The sequence below is a fragment of the Streptomyces sp. NPDC001985 genome, assembly GCF_040296845.1.
Lineage (GTDB): Bacteria > Actinomycetota > Actinomycetes > Streptomycetales > Streptomycetaceae > Streptomyces.
This window is the reverse complement of the sequence record NZ_JBEOYB010000016.1, coordinates 36708-54422: the sequence shown is the minus strand read 5'-3', so window position 1 is coordinate 54422 and position 17715 is coordinate 36708. Positions and strand designations below refer to the sequence as shown.

At 75.5% G+C, this 17715-nt stretch carries 13 protein-coding genes and 1 riboswitch; of the genes, 8 read left to right on the top strand and 5 right to left on the bottom strand.

From position 1 onward, the window contains the following. Nucleotides 1–100: 100 nt before the first annotated feature. A complete protein-coding gene (cobN, locus tag ABT122_RS09825) occupies nt 101–3757 on the bottom strand; it encodes a cobaltochelatase subunit CobN (RefSeq protein WP_351548033.1) in 3657 nt (1218 codons plus the stop codon). Nucleotides 3758–3811: 54 nt separating this feature from the next. Further along, nucleotides 3812–3908: riboswitch (cobalamin riboswitch) on the bottom strand. A 93-nt stretch (nt 3909–4001) separates the two neighbouring features. On the opposite strand from cobN, the gene cobG reads away from it, so the two are divergent. From cobG to ABT122_RS09810, 3 genes are all read left to right on the top strand, one after another. After that, the gene (gene cobG / locus ABT122_RS09820) at nt 4002–5318 is read left to right on the top strand and encodes a precorrin-3B synthase (protein ID WP_351548030.1); all 1317 of its coding nucleotides are present in this window, start codon (nt 4002–4004) and stop codon (nt 5316–5318) included. Between the two features lie 932 nt (nt 5319–6250). After that, nucleotides 6251–6877, top strand: coding sequence for a precorrin-8X methylmutase (locus ABT122_RS09815; RefSeq protein WP_351548171.1), 627 nt, complete (start codon nt 6251–6253; stop codon nt 6875–6877). Continuing rightward, nucleotides 6874–8379 (top strand): precorrin-2 C(20)-methyltransferase, encoded by a 1506-nt coding sequence (locus ABT122_RS09810; RefSeq protein ID WP_351548027.1) that lies wholly within the window; start codon nt 6874–6876, stop codon nt 8377–8379. Before ABT122_RS09815 ends, ABT122_RS09810 begins: the two co-directional genes overlap by 4 nt. Before the next feature lie 14 nt (nt 8380–8393). Here ABT122_RS09810 and ABT122_RS09805 read toward each other — a convergent pair whose 3' ends face one another. Then, on the bottom strand, nt 8394–9182 hold the full coding sequence (locus ABT122_RS09805) for a cobalt-precorrin-6A reductase (RefSeq protein ID WP_351548024.1): 789 nt from the start codon (nt 9180–9182) through the stop codon (nt 8394–8396). Nucleotides 9183–9199: 17 nt separating this feature from the next. Here ABT122_RS09805 and ABT122_RS09800 point away from each other — a divergent pair, with 17 nt between their 5' ends. Further along, the gene (locus ABT122_RS09800; RefSeq protein ID WP_351548023.1) at nt 9200–10354 is read left to right on the top strand and encodes a cobalt-precorrin-5B (C(1))-methyltransferase; all 1155 of its coding nucleotides are present in this window, start codon (nt 9200–9202) and stop codon (nt 10352–10354) included. 317 nt (nt 10355–10671) lie between these two features. On the opposite strand, the gene cobM is transcribed toward ABT122_RS09800, so the two are convergent. Continuing rightward, nucleotides 10672–11421 carry a precorrin-4 C(11)-methyltransferase gene (gene cobM / locus ABT122_RS09795; RefSeq protein ID WP_351548020.1) on the bottom strand — a complete coding sequence of 250 codons (750 nt, stop codon included), beginning with the start codon at nt 11419–11421 and terminating at the stop codon, nt 10672–10674. Continuing rightward, the gene (gene cbiE / locus ABT122_RS09790) at nt 11418–12683 is read right to left on the bottom strand and encodes a precorrin-6y C5,15-methyltransferase (decarboxylating) subunit CbiE (RefSeq protein WP_351548017.1); all 1266 of its coding nucleotides are present in this window, start codon (nt 12681–12683) and stop codon (nt 11418–11420) included. The genes cobM and cbiE overlap by 4 nt, the downstream gene beginning before the upstream one ends. Nucleotides 12684–13032: 349 nt before the next feature. On the opposite strand from cbiE, the gene ABT122_RS09785 reads away from it, so the two are divergent. From ABT122_RS09785 to ABT122_RS09775, 3 genes are all read left to right on the top strand, one after another. Further along, nucleotides 13033–13608: a TerD family protein gene (locus ABT122_RS09785; RefSeq protein ID WP_351548014.1), complete on the top strand. Its 576-nt coding sequence runs from the start codon at nt 13033–13035 to the stop codon at nt 13606–13608. A 199-nt stretch (nt 13609–13807) separates the two neighbouring features. Continuing rightward, nucleotides 13808–14581: a 4'-phosphopantetheinyl transferase family protein gene (locus ABT122_RS09780; protein ID WP_351548011.1), complete on the top strand. Its 774-nt coding sequence runs from the start codon at nt 13808–13810 to the stop codon at nt 14579–14581. A gap of 70 nt (nt 14582–14651) precedes the next feature. Then, nucleotides 14652–14954, top strand: a complete 303-nt coding sequence (locus ABT122_RS09775) for a DUF6191 domain-containing protein (protein ID WP_351548008.1) — start codon at nt 14652–14654, stop codon at nt 14952–14954. A 16-nt stretch (nt 14955–14970) separates the two neighbouring features. Here ABT122_RS09775 and ABT122_RS09770 read toward each other — a convergent pair whose 3' ends face one another. Further along, nucleotides 14971–15795: a class I SAM-dependent methyltransferase gene (locus ABT122_RS09770; protein ID WP_351548006.1), complete on the bottom strand. Its 825-nt coding sequence runs from the start codon at nt 15793–15795 to the stop codon at nt 14971–14973. A 70-nt stretch (nt 15796–15865) separates the two neighbouring features. Between ABT122_RS09770 and ABT122_RS09765 the strand changes: the two genes are divergently transcribed. After that, entirely contained in the window at nt 15866–17701 is a 1836-nt protein-coding gene (locus ABT122_RS09765; protein ID WP_351548003.1) for a S9 family peptidase, read from the top strand. The last annotated feature ends 14 nt before the right edge of the window (nt 17702–17715 follow it).

Here is a 17715-nt window from a genome sequence, read left to right as displayed (position 1 = left end):
CAGGACCCGGCGCCCCGACAGAGCCCGGTACGGCCGAGGACCGCGCGGCGCCGCGACAGGACCCCGTACCGAATCCGGGGTCCTGCCGCGGCGGGGCCGGTCAGTCGTCGGCGCCGGCCTCCAGATCGCCCTCGGTCTCCAGATAGACCTGCCGCAGCGCTTCGAGCACCGCCGGGTCGGGCTTGGCCCACATCCCCCGCGACTCCGCCTCCAGGAGCCGTTCGGCGATGCCGTGCAGGGCCCAGGGATTCGCCTCCTGGAGGAAGGCCCGGTTCTCCGGGTCCAGGACGTAGGTCTGGGTGAGCTTGTCGTACATCCAGTCCGCGATCACGCCGGTCGTGGCGTCGTAGCCGAAGAGGTAGTCCACGGTCGCGGCCAGCTCGAAGGCGCCCTTGTAGCCGTGGCGGCGCATCGCCTCGATCCACTTGGGGTTGACCACCCGGGCCCGGAAGACCCGGGAGGTCTCCTCCACCAGGGTGCGGGTGCGGACCGTCTCCGGGCGGGTGGAGTCGCCGATGTACGCCTCCGGGGCGGTGCCCCGCAGCGCGCGCACCGTGGCGACCATGCCCCCGTGGTACTGGAAGTAGTCGTCCGAGTCCGCGATGTCGTGCTCGCGGGTGTCCGTGTTCTTGGCGGCCACCGCGATGCGCTTGTACGCGGTCTCCATCTCGCTCCGCGCGGGCCTGCCGTCCAGCTCACGGCCGTACGCGTAGCCGCCCCACACCGTGTACACCTCCGCCAGATCGGCGTCGGTGCGCCAGTCGCGGGAGTCGATGAGCTGGAGCAGCCCCGCGCCGTAGGTGCCGGGGCGGGAGCCGAAGATACGGGTGGTGGCGCGCCGCTCGTCGCCGTGCTCGGCCAGGTCGGCCCGGGTGTGGGCGCGGACGTAGTTGGACTCGGCGGGCTCCTCCAGACGGGCGGCCAGCCGTACGGCGTCGTCCAGCAGCCCGATGGTGTGCGGGAAGGCGTCCCGGAAGAAGCCGGAGATCCGCAGGGTGACATCGACCCGGGGGCGGCCCAGCTCGGCGAGCGGGACGGCCTCCAGACCGGTGACCCGGCGGGAGGCGTCGTCCCAGACCGGGCGGACGCCCAGCAGGGCGAGCGCCTCGGCGACGTCGTCGCCGGCCGTGCGCATCGCGCTCGTGCCCCACAGGGAGAGGCCGACGGAGGTGGGCCACTCCCCGTTGTCGGTGCGGTAGCGCTCCAGGAGGGAGTCCGCCAGCGCCTGGCCGGTCTCCCAGGCGAGCCGGGAGGGGACGGCCTTGGGGTCGACGGAGTAGAAGTTGCGGCCGGTCGGCAGGACGTTGACCAGACCGCGCAACGGGGAGCCGGAGGGGCCGGCCGGGACGAAGCCCCCGTTGAGGGCGTGGACGGTGTGGTCCAGCTCGGCGGTGGTGGCGGCGAGGCGCGGCACGACCTCGCGGGCCGCGAAGAGGAGGATGTCGCGGATCTCCCCGCTCTGGTCCGCCGGGACGGCGGCGGGGTCCCAGCCCGCGTCGTCCATCGCCTGGACCAGGGCGCGGGCCCGCTCCTCCGCCTCGTCGGCGGTGGTGCGGGTGGCGGCCGACTCGTCGAGGCCCAGCGCCTCGCGCAGGCCCCGCAGCGCCGTCGTGCCGCCCCAGATCTGGCGGGCGCGCAGGATCGCGAGCACGAGGTTGACCCGGTCGGCGCCGGCGGGCGCCGCGCCCAGGACGTGCAGGCCGTCGCGGATCTGGGCGTCCTTGATCTCGCAGAGCCAGCCGTCGACGTGGAGCAGGAAGTCGTCGAAGCCGTCGTCCTCGGGCCGGTCCTCCAGACCCAGGTCGTGGTCGAGCTTCGCGGCCTGGATCAGGGTCCAGATCTGGGCGCGGATAGCGGGGAGCTTCGCCGGGTCCATGGCGGAGATCTGGGCGTACTCGTCCAGCAACTGTTCCAGCCGGGCGATGTCGCCGTAGGAGTCCGCCCGCGCCATCGGCGGCACCAGGTGGTCGATGAGGGTGGCGTGGACCCGGCGCTTGGCCTGGGTGCCCTCGCCGGGGTCGTTGACGAGGAAGGGGTAGACCAGCGGGAGGTCGCCGAGCGCGGCGTCGGGGCCGCAGGCGGCGGAGAGGCCGGCGTTCTTGCCGGGCAGCCACTCCAGGTTGCCGTGCTTGCCGAGGTGGATCATCGCGTCGGCGCCGAAGCCGCCGTCCGCGCGGCCGGCGGCTATCCAGCGGTAGGCGGCGAGGTAGTGGTGCGAGGGCGGCAGATCGGGGTCGTGGTAGATCGCGATCGGGTTCTCGCCGAAGCCGCGCGGCGGCTGGATGAGGATGAGCAGATTGCCCCGGCGCAGGGCCGCGAGGACGATGTCGCCCTCGGGGTTGGCGCCGCGGTCGACGAACATCTCGCCGGGCGGCGGGCCCCAGTGCTCCTCGACCTGTTCGCGCAGGGCGGCCGGCAGGCCCGCGTACCAGCGCCGGTAGTCGGCGGCGGGGATGCGGACGGGGTTGCGGGCGAGCTGCTCGTCGGTGAGCCACTCCCGGTCGTGGCCGCCCGCCTCGATCAGGGCCCGGATCAGCTCGTCGCCGTCGCCGGAGACCAGTCCCGGAATCTCCTCCTCCGGCCCGAAGTCGTACCCCTCGGCGCGCAGCCGGCGCAGCAGGGCGACGGCGCTGGCGGGGGTGTCGAGACCGACGGCGTTGCCGATGCGGGAGTGCTTGGTCGGGTACGCGGAGAGCACCAGCGCGATCCGCTTCTCCCCGGCGGGGATGTGGCGCAGCCGGGCGTGGCGCACGGCGATGCCCGCGACGCGGGCGGCGCGCTCGGGGTCGGCGACATAGGCGGGCAGCCCGTCCTCGTCGATCTCCTTGAAGGAGAACGGGACGGTGATCAGCCGGCCGTCGAACTCGGGGACGGCGATCTGGCTGGCGGCGTCCAGCGGGGAGACGCCCTCGTCGTTCTCCTCCCAGGCGGTGCGCGAGCCGGTCAGGCAGAGCGCCTGGAGGATGGGGACGTCGAGGCCGGTGAGGGCGCCCGCGTCCCAGGACTCGTCGTCGCCGCCCGCCGACGCCTCGGCCGGGCGGGTGCCGCCGGCCGCGAGCACGGTGGTGACGATCGCGTCGACCGGGCGCAGGGCCTCGATCAGCTCGGGCTCGGGGGCCCGCAGGGAGGCGACGTACAGCGGCAGGGCGCGCGCGCCCGCGTCCTCGACGGCCGAGCAGAGGGCGTCGATGAAGGCGGTGTTCCCGCTCATGTGGTGGGCGCGGTAGTAGAGGACGGCGACCGTGGGGGCGCCGTCCCCGCCCTGCCGGGCGGTGCGCTCCAGGGGGCCCCAGGTGGGGGCGGGGGCGGGGGGTTCGAAGCCGTGGCCGGTGAGGAGCACGGTGTCGGAGAGGAAGCGGGCGAGCTGTTCCAGGTTGGCCGGGCCGCCGTGGGCGAGATAGGCGTGGGCCTCGGCGGCGAGGCCGACGGGGACCGTGGACGCCTCCATCAACTGGGCGTCGGGGGCCTGCTCACCGGTGAGGACGACCACCGGGAGGCCGCTGGCGAGGAGCTGGTCGAGCCCGTCCTGCCAGGCGCGTATCCCGCCGAGCAGGCGCACGACGACGAGGCCCGCGCCGTCGAGCAGCGCGGGGAGGTCCTCCAGGGGGAGCCGGGAGGGGTTGGCGAAACGGTACGGCACCGGGCCGGCGGCGGCCCGGGCGCTGAGCAGATCGGTGTCGGACGTCGACAGGAGGAGGATCTCGGGGGCGTACGGGGCGGGGGTGGGCTCCCCGGTCCCCCCGGCGGACTGATGCATGCGGCGTCTGGCCTTCCTCGGGGTTTCCGCGCCCCGGGCGGTGTCGGACGGCGGGAGTTCCTGACTCGCCCGACCTGGTGGGCCGGGCTCACAGTGGCGGGACCGCGCCGGAATCGCACCGGGCTTCCTCCCCTGTCGCCGTCGCCGGCGATGACGGACCGGGTGATCCGCTCCTCCGTATCGTAAGGGTCACGCATTCCGTGTGGGACATACGATTTGCGTGATTATCGGTATGCTCGCGGCCATGTCGACGGCCCCCGCCCCCCAACGGGGCCCCCTGGAACGCACCGCCCGGGAGGGCGACGACGCCTGCCCGGGCGCCCTGCGGCTGCACCCGGCGGACGACGGGGCGCTCGCCCGTGTCCGAGTGCCCGGGGGCGTACTGACGGACCGGCAGGCGGACGCGCTGGGCGAGGCGGCCTCCCGGCTCGGCGACGGAGTGCTGCATCTCACGTCCCGGGGGAATGTGCAGCTGCGCGGAGTCGGAGAGGGGTGCGGGCGCGAACTCGCCGCGCTGCTCGACGCCGCCGGGCTGCTGCCCTCGTTCGCGCACGAGCGGGTGCGCAATGTCGTCGCCTCCCCGTTGTCGGGGCTGGACGGGCGGGGCGCGGCCGATGTGCGGCCCTGGCTGACGGAGCTGGACGCGCTGCTGTGCGCGAGCGGCGCGGCGCGCGGGCTGTCGGGGCGGTTCCTGTTCGCGCTGGACGACGGGCGCGGGGATGTGGCGGCGCTCGGCGCCGATGTGACGCTCACGGCGGTGGCCGGGGGCGGGGCGCTGCTGCGCCTGGGGGCGGGGGGCCTCGCGGACGGGGTGCTGCGGCTGCCGGGCGGCGCGGCGGCCCGGGGCGCGCTGCTGGCGGCGGAGTCCTTCCTCGACGCGGCGCGGGGCGCGGCGTGGCGGATGAGCGACCTCCCTGGGCCGGTGGGGGAGCTGGCGGCCGAGGTGGGGAGGCGGCTGGCGGCGGAGGGCGTGGAGGCGGTACGGGAACGGGGCGCGGCTCCCGGGGGCGGCGGGGGGCCCGCGCCCGGGGTGGTCCCGGGCGCGGTGGACGGGCGGGCAGCGCTGTCGGTGCTCGCCCCGTTGGGCCGGATCAGTGCCGCGCAGTGGGAGCTGCTGGCCGGGTGCGCCCGCGCGGACGGCTCCGGGGAGCTGCGGCTGACGCCGTGGCGCGGGGTGGTCGTCCCCGGGGTCGCCGGGGGCCGGGCGCCCGGGCGCCTCGCGGACCTGGCGGCGTCCGGCCTGGTCACCGACCCCGCCTCGCCCTGGGTGGGGGTGGGGGCCTGCATCGGGCGGCCCGGGTGCGCGAAGTCGCTGGCGGATGTGCGGGGGGACGCGGGGGAGGCGGTGGCGGCGGTGGAGGCGGTGCGGGGGCCGGCCGGGGGCGGGCTGCCCGTGTACTGGTCGGGCTGCGAGCGGCGCTGTGGGCGGCCAGCCGCGGATCACGTGGATGTGGTGGCGGGGGTGGGGGGTTATCGGGTGGGGGTCAGGGGGGTGGCGGCCGCGGTGGGGCGGCGCGATCTCCCCACGGCCGTGGAAAGGGCCCGCGCCACGGCCCCCTGATCCCCACCGGCCGCCCGTACCGCCCGGCCCCTCGGGGGCTCGCACCGTGCGGGGTCCTGGTGGCATGGGGGTCTGGCCCGCGGCTGCGGCCCGCAGGATGCGGGTCTCCCGTGGCGCGGGGTCCGTCCTCAAACGCCGGACGGGCTGGGATTGCGCGGGTCTCCCGTCGCACAGGGTCCGTCCTCAAACGCCGGACGGGCTGACATTGCTCGGGCAGCCCGTGGCGCGCGGTCCGCCCTCAAGCTCCCCCGGAGCTGCCCCCGGGAGCTGCCCCCGGACAGGCTGGGATGGCGCGGATCTCCCGTCGCACAGGGTCCGTCCTCAAACGCCGGACGGGCTGACAATGCTCAGGCAGCCCGTGGCGCGCGGTCCGCCCTCAAGCTCCCCCGGAGCTGCCCCCGGGAGCTGCCCCGGGAGCTGCCCCCGGACAGGCTGGGATGGCGCGGATCTCCCGTCGCACAGGGTCCGTCCTCAAACGCCGGACGGGCTGACAATGCTCGGGCAGCCCGTGGCGCGCGGTCCGCCCTCAAGCTCCCCCGGAGCTGCCCCCGGACGGGCTGGAAAACACTGGCCCGGGGCAGGCACCACACCCAGCCCCGCCGGCGACCTGAGCAACCCCCAGCCCCGCCGGCGATTGAGGCGCGGGGGCTCGGGGGCAGGCCCCCGACCGCGGCCCGCAGCATGCGGGGCTCCCCTGGCGCGGGGGCCGTTCTCACGCGACGGGCGGGCCGGGATGCACCGGCCCGGGCCAAGCACCACACCCAGCCCCGCCGGCGACCTGAGCAACCCCAGCCCCGCCGGCGATTGAGGCGCGGGGGCCCGGGGTGGTCCCCGGGCGTGAGGGGCACCCCCCTCGCGTGGCGCGCGGAAGGGACCGCCACCATGGCGGTGGCAGAAACACCCGACCCATGAGCGAGAGCGGCGAGAGCGAAGTGTTCGACTACGAGAAGGACGGCGCGTCCATCTACCGCCAGTCCTTTGCCACCATCCGCGCGGAAGCCGACCTCTCCGCCCTCCCCGCCGACATCAGCCAGGTCGCCGTCCGGATGATCCACGCCTGCGGGATGGTCGACCTCGTGCGCGATCTCTCCTACAGCCCGCTGGTGGTGGCCCGGGCCCGGGCCGCGCTGCGGGCCGGGGCGCCCATCCTCTGCGATGTGGCGATGGTCGCCAGCGGGGTGACCCGCAAGCGCCTGCCCGCCGGCAACGACGTGGTCTGCACCCTCTCCGACCCCTCCGTCCCCGCCCTCGCCGCCGAGTTGGGCACGACCCGCAGCGCCGCCGCCCTGGAGCTGTGGCGCGACCGCCTCGACGGCGCGGTCGTCGCCGTCGGCAACGCCCCCACCGCCCTCTTCCGCCTCCTGGAGATGATCGCCGAAGGCGCCCCTCGCCCGGCCGCCGTCATCGGCGTCCCCGTAGGCTTCATCGGCGCCGCCGAGTCCAAGGACGCCCTCGCCGGGCACCCGCTCGGCCTCGACCACCTGGTCGTCCGGGGGCGGCGCGGTGGCAGCGCCATGGCGGCCGCCGCCCTGAACGCGATCGCGAGCGAGGAAGAATGAGCGGCACCACCCCCGGCCGGCTGTACGGAGTCGGACTCGGCCCCGGCGACCCGTCGCTGATGACCCTGCGCGCCGTGGAGATCATCGCCGCGGCCGATGTGATCGCGTACCACAGCGCCCGGCACGGGCGCTCCATCGCCCGCTCCATCGCCGAGCGCCACATCCGCGCCGACCACATCGAGGAGGCACTGGTCTACCCGGTCACCACCGAGACCACCGACCACCCGGGCGGCTACCGGGGCGCGATGGAGGAGTTCTACACCGAGGCCGCGGCCCGGCTCGCCGTCCATCTCGACGCGGGCCGCACGGTCGCGGTGCTCGCGGAGGGCGACCCGCTCTTCTACGGCTCGTACATGCATATGCACAAGCGGCTCGCGGGCCGCTACGACACCGAGGTCGTCCCGGGTGTCACCTCGGTGAGCGCGGCGGCGGCCCGGCTCGGGGCCCCGCTCGCGGAGGCCGGGGAGGTGCTGACGATCCTCCCGGGCACGCTGCCCGAGGAGGAGCTGACGGCCCGGCTGGCCGCCACCGACTCGGCGGTCGTGATGAAGCTGGGGCGCACGTTCCCGAAGGTGCGCCGGGCGCTGGAGCGCGCGGGCCGGCTCGACGACGCCCGTTACGTGGAGCGCGCGACCATGGCCGGGGAGCGCACCGCCGAGCTGGCCGGGGTGGACCCGGACTCGGTCCCGTACTTCTCGGTGGCCGTGCTGCCGAGCCGGGTGGACGCCGCGCCTCCGGTACGGGAGCGGGGCGAGGTCGTCGTCGTCGGCACCGGTCCCGCCGGGCCGCTGTGGCTGACCCCGCAGTCGCGGGGCGCGCTCGCCGGGGCCGACGACCTGGTGGGCTACACGACCTATCTGGACCGGGTGCCGGAGCGGAGCGGCCAGCGGCGGCACGGCTCGGACAACAAGGTCGAGGCGGAGCGCGCCGAGTTCGCGCTCGATCTGGCGCGGCGCGGCCGGCGGGTGGCGGTGGTGTCCGGCGGGGACCCGGGGGTCTTCGCGATGGCGACGGCGGTGCTGGAGGCCGCGGCCCGGCCGGAGTACGCCGAGGTGCCGGTGCGGGTGCTGCCCGGGGTGACCGCGGCGAACGCCGCCGCCGCCGCAGCGGGCGCCCCTCTCGGCCACGACTACGCCACGATCTCGCTCTCCGACCGGCTCAAGCCGTGGGAGGTCATCGCCGGACGGCTGCGCGCCGCCGCGGCGGCGGACCTGGTCCTGGCCCTGTACAACCCGGGCTCGCGCAGCCGGAACTGGCAGGTGGGCAAGGCCCGCGAGCTGCTGCTGGAGTTCCGGTCACCGGACACCCCGGTGGTGGTCGGGCGCGATGTCGGCGGCCCGGAGGAGAGCGTGCGGACGGTGCCGCTGGGCGAGCTGGACCCGGCCGAGGTGGATATGCGGACCATCCTGCTGATCGGGTCGTCGCAGACCCGGACCGCGCGGCGCGGCGACGGCGACGGCGAGCGGATCGTCTGGACGCCCAGGCGGTACCCGGAGAAGTGACCGGGGTCCGCCGTTCACCCGGCCAGGTGCGCCAGGACCCAGCGGGCCGCCCCCTCGGGGTCCGGCACCACGGGGACCCCGGCCGGGACGGGCGGGCGGCGGACGACGACCACCGGCATCCCCGCCTCCCGGGCGGCGGTGAGCTTGGGCGCGGTGGCCGCTCCCCCGCTGTCCTTGGTCACCAGCACGTCCGGGCGGTGCCGGGCGAGCAGCTCGCGCTCCCCCTCCAGGGTGAACGGACCCCGGTCGAGCAGCACCTCCATCCGCGCCGGACGCGGCCCTTCCGGAGGGTCGACGGAGCGTACGAGGAACCAGAGGCCGTCGCAGCCCGCGAAGGCCCCGAGCCCCATGCGCCCGGTGGTCAGAAAGACCCGCCGCCCGAGGGCGGGAAGCAGGCCGGCGGCCTCCTCCAGGGAGTCCGCGAGATGCCAGAGCCCGCCGGATGAGGCCCCCGCCGTCCCGCCGTCCGCGCTCCCACCGGCGGTTTCGTCGGGGACCCAGCCGGGCCGCCGCAGCGCGAGCAGGGGAACATGGGCGATGGCGGCGGCCTCGGCCGCGTGGAAACCGATGGTGCGGGCGAAGGGATGGGTGGCGTCGATGAGGAGCTGTACGCCGTGCTCCCGCAGCCATTCCGCGAGCCCTCCCGCTCCCCCGAAACCGCCGATCCGGACCTCGCCCACCGGCAGCCGGGGGGTGGCCACGCGGCCCGCCAGCGAGCTGGTGACGCGGAGCCCCGGGGTGCCGTGGAGCAGCCCGGCCAGCCGGCGGGCCTCGGTGGTCCCGCCGAGTATCAGTACGTGCACGGAGTACGGACCCCTTCATGAGTGAGGCGCGGGACGGCGGGACGGACGGCGCCGGGGCGGCGGAGGGCGGACGGAGTGCTCAACTCAAGCACACCGGGCTGCGGCCCGGGTGGACGACCGGCGCCTGCGCGACGGCGGCGGCCACGGCCGCGTACACCGCGCTGCTGACCGGGAGCTTCCCCGACCCGGTGACGATCACCCTGCCCAAGGGGCAGACCCCGGCCTTCGCGCTGGCGGTGGAGGAGCTGACGCCCGGCGGACGGGCCATGGCGGGGGTCGTCAAGGACGCGGGGGACGATCCGGACGTCACCCACGGCGCGCTGGTGCGCGCGACGGTACGGGCGCTGCCGCCGGGCTCCGGGGTGGTGTTCCGGGCCGGCGCGGGGGTGGGGACGGTCACCAAACCGGGGCTGCCGCTGGAGGTCGGGGAACCCGCGATCAACCCGGTGCCCCGGCAGCTGATGCGGGAGCACATCGCCCGGGTCGCGGAGCGGCACCGCGCGGGCGGCGATGTGGAGATCACGGTCTCCGTCGACCACGGCGAGGAGATCGCCCGCTCGACCTGGAACCCCCGGCTGGGCATCCTGGGCGGGCTGTCGATCCTGGGGACGACCGGGGTGGTCGTGCCGTACTCCTGCTCGGCGTGGATCGACTCGATCCGGCGCGGCGTCGATGTGGCGCTGGCGGCCGGACACACCCATGTGGCGGCGTGCACCGGTTCGACCTCGGAGAGGACGGTGGTGGGCGAGTACGGGCTGCCGGAGGACGCCCTGCTGGACATGGGGGACTTCGCGGGCGCGGTGCTCAAGTACGTACGCCGTCATCCGGTGCCCCGGCTCACGGTCTGCGGGGGCTTCGCCAAGCTGTCGAAGCTGGCCGCCGGACACCTGGATCTGCACTCCGCCCGCTCCCAGGTCGACAAGGGGTTTCTGGCGGCCCTGGCCCGGCGCGGCGGGGCGGGCCCCGGGCTGGCGGCGGAGATCGCCGCCGCGAACACCGGGCTAGCGGCGCTCCGGCTCTGCGCGGACGCGGGGGTTCCGCTCGGTGATCTGGTGGCGCTGGCGGCGCGGGACGAGGCGCTGGGGGTGTTGCGCGGGGCGCCGGTGGTGGTGGATGTGATCTGTGTGGACCGGGCGGGGGTGGTGGTGGGGCGCAGCGCCCCCAAGGGGTGAGCCTCCCCCTTGCCCGGGGCCCGTCGCCCCGGGCACTTGAGGACGACCCCCGCCCCCGCGCCACGGGCAACCCGCGCAAACCCAGCCCGTCCGGGGGCACCTCCCCGAGGCAGCTCCGGGGCAGCTTGAGGACGGCCCCCACGCCACGGGGTAGCCCGAGCAAACCCAGCCCGTCCGGCGATTGAGGACGGACCCCGCGCCACAGGAGACCCGCACCCCGCGGGCCACGGTCGGGGGCCAGCCCCCGAACCCCCGCTCCTCAACGCCGGAGAGGCTGGAGTGGTGCGGCACCGGCGCCCGAGGAGCCGGGGGTGGCGTCAGCAGGTGTGGCGGGGGCGTTCCGGGGAGTACAGGTGGCTGTCGCGGAACCCCTCGGCCCCCAGCGTGCGGCCGACAATGATGACCGCGGTCCTGATGACCCCCGCCTCCCTCACCTGCCCGGCGATGTCGTCGAGCGTCCCGCGCAGAATCAGTTCGTCGGGGCGGCTGGCGAAGGCGACCACGGCGGCCGGGCAGTCCGCGCCGTAGTGGGGCAGCAGCTCGTCCACGACCCGGTCGGCGTAACGCGCGGCCAGGTGGAGCACGATCAGGGCGCCGCTGCGGCCCAGGGTGGCGAGATCCTCGCCGTCGGGCATCGCCGTGGCGCGGTGGGCGATCCGGGTGAGGATGACCGTCTGGCCGACGGTGGGCACGGTCAGCTCCCGCTTGAGGGCAGCGGCGGCGGCGGCGAAGGCGGGCACGCCGGGCACCACCTCGTACGGCACCCCGGCCGCGTCGAGCCGGCGCATCTGCTCGGCGACGGCGCTGAAGACGGACGGGTCGCCGGAGTGCAGCCGGGCCACGTCGAGGCCGGCCTCGTGGGCGCGGACCAGTTCGGCGGTGATCTCGTCGAGGGTGAGGTGGGCGGTGTCCACGAGACGGGCGTCCGGCGGGCACTCGTCGAGCAGTTCGCGCGGGACCAGGCTGCCGGCGTACAGACAGACCCGGCAGGCGGCGAGCGTCCGGGCGCCCCGGACGGTGATCAGGTCGGCGGCGCCGGGGCCCGCCCCGATGAAGTACACGGTCATCTGTCGTCTCCTGCGTCCGTTGGTGCGTGCCCGGGGGCCTTCACGACCGCCCACTGGGTGACCGGCATCGCCTGCCGCCAGCCGGTGAAACCGCCGACGGGCACCGCGTGCGCCACCGCGAGCCGCACCAGTTCGCCCCCGTACCGGCGGTAGCGGTCCGCGAGCAGCGCCTCGGACTCCAGCGTCACGGTGTTGGCGACCAGGCGTCCCCCGGGCGGCAGCGCCTCCCAGCAGGTGTCGAGGAGCCCGGGGGCGGTGAGGCCGCCGCCGATGAAGACCGCGTCGGGGACGGGCAGCCCGGCCGTCGCGGCGGGGGCCGCGCCGGTGACGACGCGCAGGCCGGGGACGCCGAGCCGGTCGGCGTTGGCGGTGATGCGGGCGGCGCGCGCCGGGTCGCGCTCGACCGAGACGGCCCGGCAGGAGGGGTGCGTACGCATCCACTCGACCGCGATGGACCCCGAGCCGCCGCCGATGTCCCACAGCAGTTCGCCGGGGGCGGGCGCGAGCGCGCCGAGGGTCGCGGCGCGGACATGGCGCTTGGTGAGCTGGCCGTCGTGGGCGAAGGCCGCGTCGGGCAGCCCCGGCACGGCACCCAGCCGCAGGGCGTCCGGGGCCCGGCGGCACTCCACGGCGACGAGGTTGAGCGGGTCCCCCGGCGGGTGCGGCCACTCCTCGGCGGTGCCCTCGCTGATACGTTCCGCCGGGCCGCCGAGCTGCTCCAGCACCCGCATCCGGCTGGGCCCGAAGCCGTCCGACACCAGCCGGGCCGCGACCAGCGCCGGGGTGTCGGCGCCCGCGCTGAGCACCAGCAGCCGGCGGCCGTCGTGCAGGGCCGCCGCCAGCCGGGCGGCGGGGCGGCCGACGAGCGAGACGGTGGTGGTCTCCTCCAGCGGCCAGCCCAGCCGGGCGGCGGCCAGCGAGACGGACGAGGGATGCGGCAGCACGCGCAGGGCCCCGGGGCCGAGGATCTCGCTCAGCGCGCGGCCGATGCCGTGGTGCATGGGGTCGCCACTGGCCAGGACGGCGATCCCGCGGCCGGCGTGCGCGGCGAGCAGCGCGGGCACGGCGGGGCGCAGGGGCGAGGGCCAGGGGACCCGTTCGCCCGCGCAGCCGGCGGGGAGCAGGGCGAGCTGGCGCGCGCCCCCGATCAGCACCTGCGCCCCGGTGAGCGCCGCGCGGGAGGCGTCGGGGAGGCCGGCCCATCCGTCGGCTCCGATGCCGACCACAGTGACGGCCGGTGCGGCGGGAGGTGCGGGGGTCACGGCCTGGTACCTCGGTGGTTGTGCTCGGGGCGCGGAGAGGGGACGGAGGCGCACTTTACTTGGCCGCGCGCCCCCCGGCGCCCGGCAGGTCCGCCCCCGGCGCCCGGCAGGCCCGCCCCCGGCGCCCGGCAGGCCCGCTCCCCCGCGCCCCGCCGGGTCCGTCCGTCCCGGCCCGCCGGAACCGGCCGTCCGCGACCCCCGCGACCCCGCGCGGCGGAGGGAAACTCGTCCGATGGAGAGTTCCGTCGCCGGAGACGGGAACTGGGACGGGGGTCCGCTCGTTGGCTCGGTTGGGCACAGCAAACGTCAAGAAAGGCGCGGCCCGCGCCGGATTGCGCAGGGGATTTCCATGGGTGTCAGCCTGTCCAAGGGCGGCAATGTCTCGCTCAGCAAGGAGGCCCCGGGCCTGTCTGCGGTTGTCGTGGGCCTGGGCTGGGATGTACGCAGCACCACCGGCACCGACTTCGACCTGGACGCCAGCGCCCTGCTGGTGGACGGCAGCGGCAAGGTGCTCTCCGACCAGCACTTCATCTTCTTCAACAACCTGAAGAGCCCCGACGGCTCCGTCGAGCACACCGGTGACAACCTCACCGGTGAGGGCGAGGGCGACGACGAGCAGATCAAGGTCAACCTCGCGGGCGTGCCCGCCGAGGCGCAGAAGATCGTCTTCCCCGTCTCGATCCACGAGGGCGAGAGCCGCGGCCAGTCCTTCGGCCAGGTCCGCAACGCGTTCATCCGCGTGGTCAACCAGGCCGACAACAACGAGCTGGCCCGCTACGACCTGAGCGAGGACGCCTCGACCGAGACCGCCATGGTCTTCGGCGAGCTGTACCGCAACGGCGCGGAGTGGAAGTTCCGCGCCGTCGGCCAGGGGTACGCCTCGGGCCTGCGCGGCATCGCGCAGGACTTCGGCGTCAACATCTGAGCCGGCACGATCGAGCGATGACGCCGCCCGGTGCCCGGCGCGCAGGCCCTTGCGCTCCGGGCACCGGCGGCTGTTCCGTGGGTACGGCGGGGCCTGAAGGCCCCGCCGTACCCACAGGCGTACACGGAGCCGAGCGGGACCGGAGCAGGGGCACCCGTGGGACCGGAGCGGTCCGGGGAGCCCGGGGAGAAGGCTGACCATGGCGACGACCGAACCCTTCGCGGACGCGGCCGACGCGGCCAGCGCGTCCGCCGCGCCGGGCGCCCCCGCCCCCGGCACCCCGGCGGCCGGCACCTCCGGCCCCCCGGCCGTCGACACCCCGGCGCACGCGCTGCCGCCCGGTGTGGAGCGGCTCTGGTCCGGCCGGGTCCCCGGCCTCGCGGCCGCCGCCCTCGCCGACCGCCGGCTGCTCGACGCGGAGGAGTCGGCGCGGCTCGACGCCTTCCGCCGCCCCGTCGACCGGGACGCCTACGCGGTCGCCCATGTGACCCTCCGGCGGCTGCTCGGCGAGCGGCTCGGGCGCTCCCCCGAGTCGGTCGAGCTGGCCCGGCGGCCGTGCAGCCAGTGCGGCGGTCCGCACGGCAGGCCCGTGGTCCCCGGTGACCCGGTGCACTTCTCGCTCTCCCACACCGAGGGCATGGTGGTGATCGCGCTGGCCCCGGCCCCGGTCGGTGTGGACACGGAGACCCTGCCCGCCCCCGGCACGGTCGCCGAGATCATGGACCAGCTCCACCCGAGGGAGCACTCGGAGCTGGCCGCGCTCCCCGCCGCCGAGCGGCCGCTGGCCTTCGCCCGCTGCTGGACCCGGAAGGAGGCCGTGCTGAAGGCCTCGGGGGTCGGGCTGAACGAACGGCTGTCGCGGACCTATGTCGGCGCGGGACCCCGTCCGGCCACCGACACCGGCTGGCTGCTCACCGACGTACCGACCGACCCCGGCTGGGCGGCGGCCGTCGCCGTGCGCGCGCCCGGCTGACACCCCGTACCGCCGCCACTGCTCCCGTGTCCCGGGTATCCCCGGGGCCGCCGAACTGGAGAGCGACACCATGGAGTTCGTTGTCTTCGCGACCCTTCCGGGACTGGTGATCCTGCTGCTGGTCATCGCCTTCACCGACCAGGTGATGCGGGCCACCGGCCGGGGCAGACGGCGGGGCCAGGTCTCCGCGACCGGGTTCGAGCAGCTGCACGCCACCTTCTCGGCGGGGAAGCAGAACGAGCTGCGCGAGCGGCAGAGCGCCCTGCTGCTGAAGGACGACGAGGAGGACGGCGCCCCGCCGCACCGCTCCACCGTCGACCTCGACGGCGGGCGTGCGGTGGTCCGGCTGCCGAGGGCCCCGGGAACTCCCTGACCCGGAGCCGCTCCGGTCAGGCGGGGCGGGTCGCCTTCAGCGAGTACATCTGCGGCACCCGGGGCAGCCCCTGGGGGCGGCGGTAGTAGCCGTCGGCGTCCCTGACGAAGTTCTCGAAGCGCGGGAAGAGCGAGACCTCGCGCTCGTGCAGGAACTCCAGGCGCAGTCCGGCGGCGCAGAGCGCGGAGACCACCTCGCCGAGCGGATGCTGCCACTCGACGGTCCGGGCACTGACCAGTTCGTCACCGGTCCCGGTGTAGGTCCCGGGGGTCTCCTCCACCCACGCGTCGCGGGAGAAGTAGTCGTGGACGATCCGCGAGCCGGTCTCGTCGTCGAGGGTGTCGGTGATCGGATGGAACTCGGCGAGATACAGGAACCCGCCGGGCGCGACGAGCGCGGCGGCGGTCTCGGCCCAGCGGCGGATGTCGGGAAGCCAGCAGAGGGCACCGCTGCCGGTGTAGACGATGTCGTACGCGTCGTCGGGTACGGCCGCCACCGCGTCGTACACATCGGCGGCGACGAACGCCGCGCGGTCCGGCCCCATCCCGAGGTCGGCGGCCAGCCCGCGCGCCGCCTCGACGGCGGGCTCCGAGAAGTCGAGACCGACGACCCGAGCCGCCCCGCGCCGGGCCCAGGAGAGGGTGTCCTGGCCGAAGTGGCACTGGAGGTGGAGCAGCGTCCGCCCGGTGACGTCGCCGACCTCCGCTATCTCGAAGTCGCGGAGCGCCTCCTTGCCCGCGCGGAAGGCGTCCAGTTCGTAGAAGTCGCTGGCCAGGTGGATGGGGACGCGCTCGTTCCAGTTGGCACGGTTGGCCTCTCGCCAGTCGGTGGGGATCTTCATACGGCCGACGTTATCCACAGGCCGGGGACGGTGCGAGCGAATTGTCCGGGGCGCGGCGCAGAATGGGGTCATGACTGAGATCACCGACTCGATGCCCGACTGGGAGAAGCGCTTCCGGGCGCCCCGTGTCTCCCTGCCCGACTGGGCGGTGGATGCCCCCGACCGCTCGCTCTTCGTGTCCAATGCCACCGGCACCCACGAGCTGTACGCGTGGGACCGGACGACCGGCGCGCAGCGCCAGGTCACGGACCGGGCGAACGGGACGACGGACGGGCTGCTGTCGCCGGACGGCGCCTCGGTGTGGTGGTTCTCCGACAGCGACGGCGACGAGTTCGGCATATGGCTCCGGCAGCCCTTCGGCGGCGGTGAGGATGTGCCGGCCGCGCCCGGTCTGGCCCCGTCGTACTCGGCTGGGCTGGCCATCGGGCGCCACGGGGCCTCGGTGATCGGGCGGTCCACGGATGAGGACGGCACCACGGTCCATGTGGTGCGGGAGGGAGCCGAGCCGGTCGAGATCTACCGGCACCGGGAGTCCGCCGGGGTCGGCGATCTCTCGCACGACGGGACACTGATCGCCCTGGAGCACACCGAGCACGGGGACGCGATGCACGCCGCGCTCCGGGTGGTGCGGCTCGACGGCAGCCCGGTGGCGGAGCTGGACGACACCAGGGGCGGCACGCGGGAGCTGGGGCTTGAGGTCCTCGGCTTCGCCCCGGTGGAGGGGGACACCCGGCTCCTGGTCGGGCACCAGCGGCGGGGCCGCTGGGAGCCGATGATCTGGGATGTGGCGACGGGCGAGGAGACCGCCCTCGCCATCGATCTGCCGGGCGATATGAACGCCGAATGGTATCCGGACGGGTCGGGGCTGCTGATCGCGCACAGCTTCGAGGCGCGCGGCGAGCTGTGGCGCCACGACCTCGCGACGGGCGGGCTGGAGCGGATCGACACCCCGGCCGGCTCGGTCTCCGGCGCGACCGCCCGGCCCGGTGGCGCGGTGGAGTATCTGTGGTCGTCGGCCGCGCTGCCGCCGCAGGTGCGCTCGACCTCGGGCGAGCCGGTGCTCGATCCGCCCGGGATGAGGGCCCCGGCGTCGGTTCCGGTGGAGGATGTGTGGGTGGAGGGCCCCGGCGGCCGGGTCCACGCCCTGGTGCAGCGCCCGGCGGGCGCCCCGGGACCACTGCCCACGGTCTTCGACATCCACGGCGGCCCGACCTGGCACGACAGCGACTCCTTCGCGGCGGGCCCGGCGGCCTGGGTCGATCACGGCTATGCGGTGGTGCGGGTCAACTACCGGGGCTCGACGGGGTACGGCCGGGAGTGGACGGACGCCCTGAAGCACCGGGTCGGCCTGATCGAGCTGGAGGACATCGCGGCGGTCCGGGAGTGGGCGGTGACCTCCGGTCTCGCGGACCCGGAGCGGCTGATCCTGACCGGCGGCTCCTGGGGCGGCTATCTCACCCTGCTCGGGCTCGGCACCCAGCCGGAGGCCTGGGCGCTGGGCATCGCCGCCGTGCCGGTCGCCGACTACGTCACCGCCTACCACGACGAGATGGAGGCCCTCAAGGCCATGGACCGCACGCTGCTGGGCGGCACCCCGGAGCAGGTCCCCGAGCGGTTCGCGGCCTCGTCGCCGCTGACGTATGTGGACGCGGTGCGGGCGCCGGTGTACATCTCGGCGGGCGTCAACGACCCGCGCTGCCCGATCCGGCAGGTGGAGAACTATGTGGACCGGCTGGCGGCGCGCGGCGCGCCCCACGAGGTCTACCGGTACGACGCGGGACACGGCTCGCTGGTGGTGGAGGAGCGGATCAAGCAGCTCGGTATGGAGATCGCCTTCGCCTCGGCCCGGCTGGGCGGGTCAACGGGGCCGGGGCGGGCCCCGGGAGAGGGGGGCGGGACACGGTAGCCCGAGCGCGTTCC

What these genes read in the sequence shown, in the direction of transcription:
- cobN (WP_351548033.1), bottom strand. Translation starts at nt 3,757, where the DNA reads ATGCATCAGTCCGCCGGGGGGACCGGGGAGCCCACCCCCGCCCCGTAC.
- cobG (WP_351548030.1), top strand. Translation starts at nt 4,002, where the DNA reads ATGTCGACGGCCCCCGCCCCCCAACGGGGCCCCCTGGAACGCACCGCC.
- ABT122_RS09810 (WP_351548027.1), top strand. Translation starts at nt 6,874, where the DNA reads ATGAGCGGCACCACCCCCGGCCGGCTGTACGGAGTCGGACTCGGCCCC.
- ABT122_RS09800 (WP_351548023.1), top strand. Translation starts at nt 9,200, where the DNA reads ATGAGTGAGGCGCGGGACGGCGGGACGGACGGCGCCGGGGCGGCGGAG.
- cobM (WP_351548020.1), bottom strand. Translation starts at nt 11,421, where the DNA reads ATGACCGTGTACTTCATCGGGGCGGGCCCCGGCGCCGCCGACCTGATC.
- ABT122_RS09785 (WP_351548014.1), top strand. Translation starts at nt 13,033, where the DNA reads ATGGGTGTCAGCCTGTCCAAGGGCGGCAATGTCTCGCTCAGCAAGGAG.
- ABT122_RS09780 (WP_351548011.1), top strand. Translation starts at nt 13,808, where the DNA reads ATGGCGACGACCGAACCCTTCGCGGACGCGGCCGACGCGGCCAGCGCG.
- ABT122_RS09775 (WP_351548008.1), top strand. Translation starts at nt 14,652, where the DNA reads ATGGAGTTCGTTGTCTTCGCGACCCTTCCGGGACTGGTGATCCTGCTG.
- ABT122_RS09770 (WP_351548006.1), bottom strand. Translation starts at nt 15,795, where the DNA reads ATGAAGATCCCCACCGACTGGCGAGAGGCCAACCGTGCCAACTGGAAC.
- ABT122_RS09765 (WP_351548003.1), top strand. Translation starts at nt 15,866, where the DNA reads ATGACTGAGATCACCGACTCGATGCCCGACTGGGAGAAGCGCTTCCGG.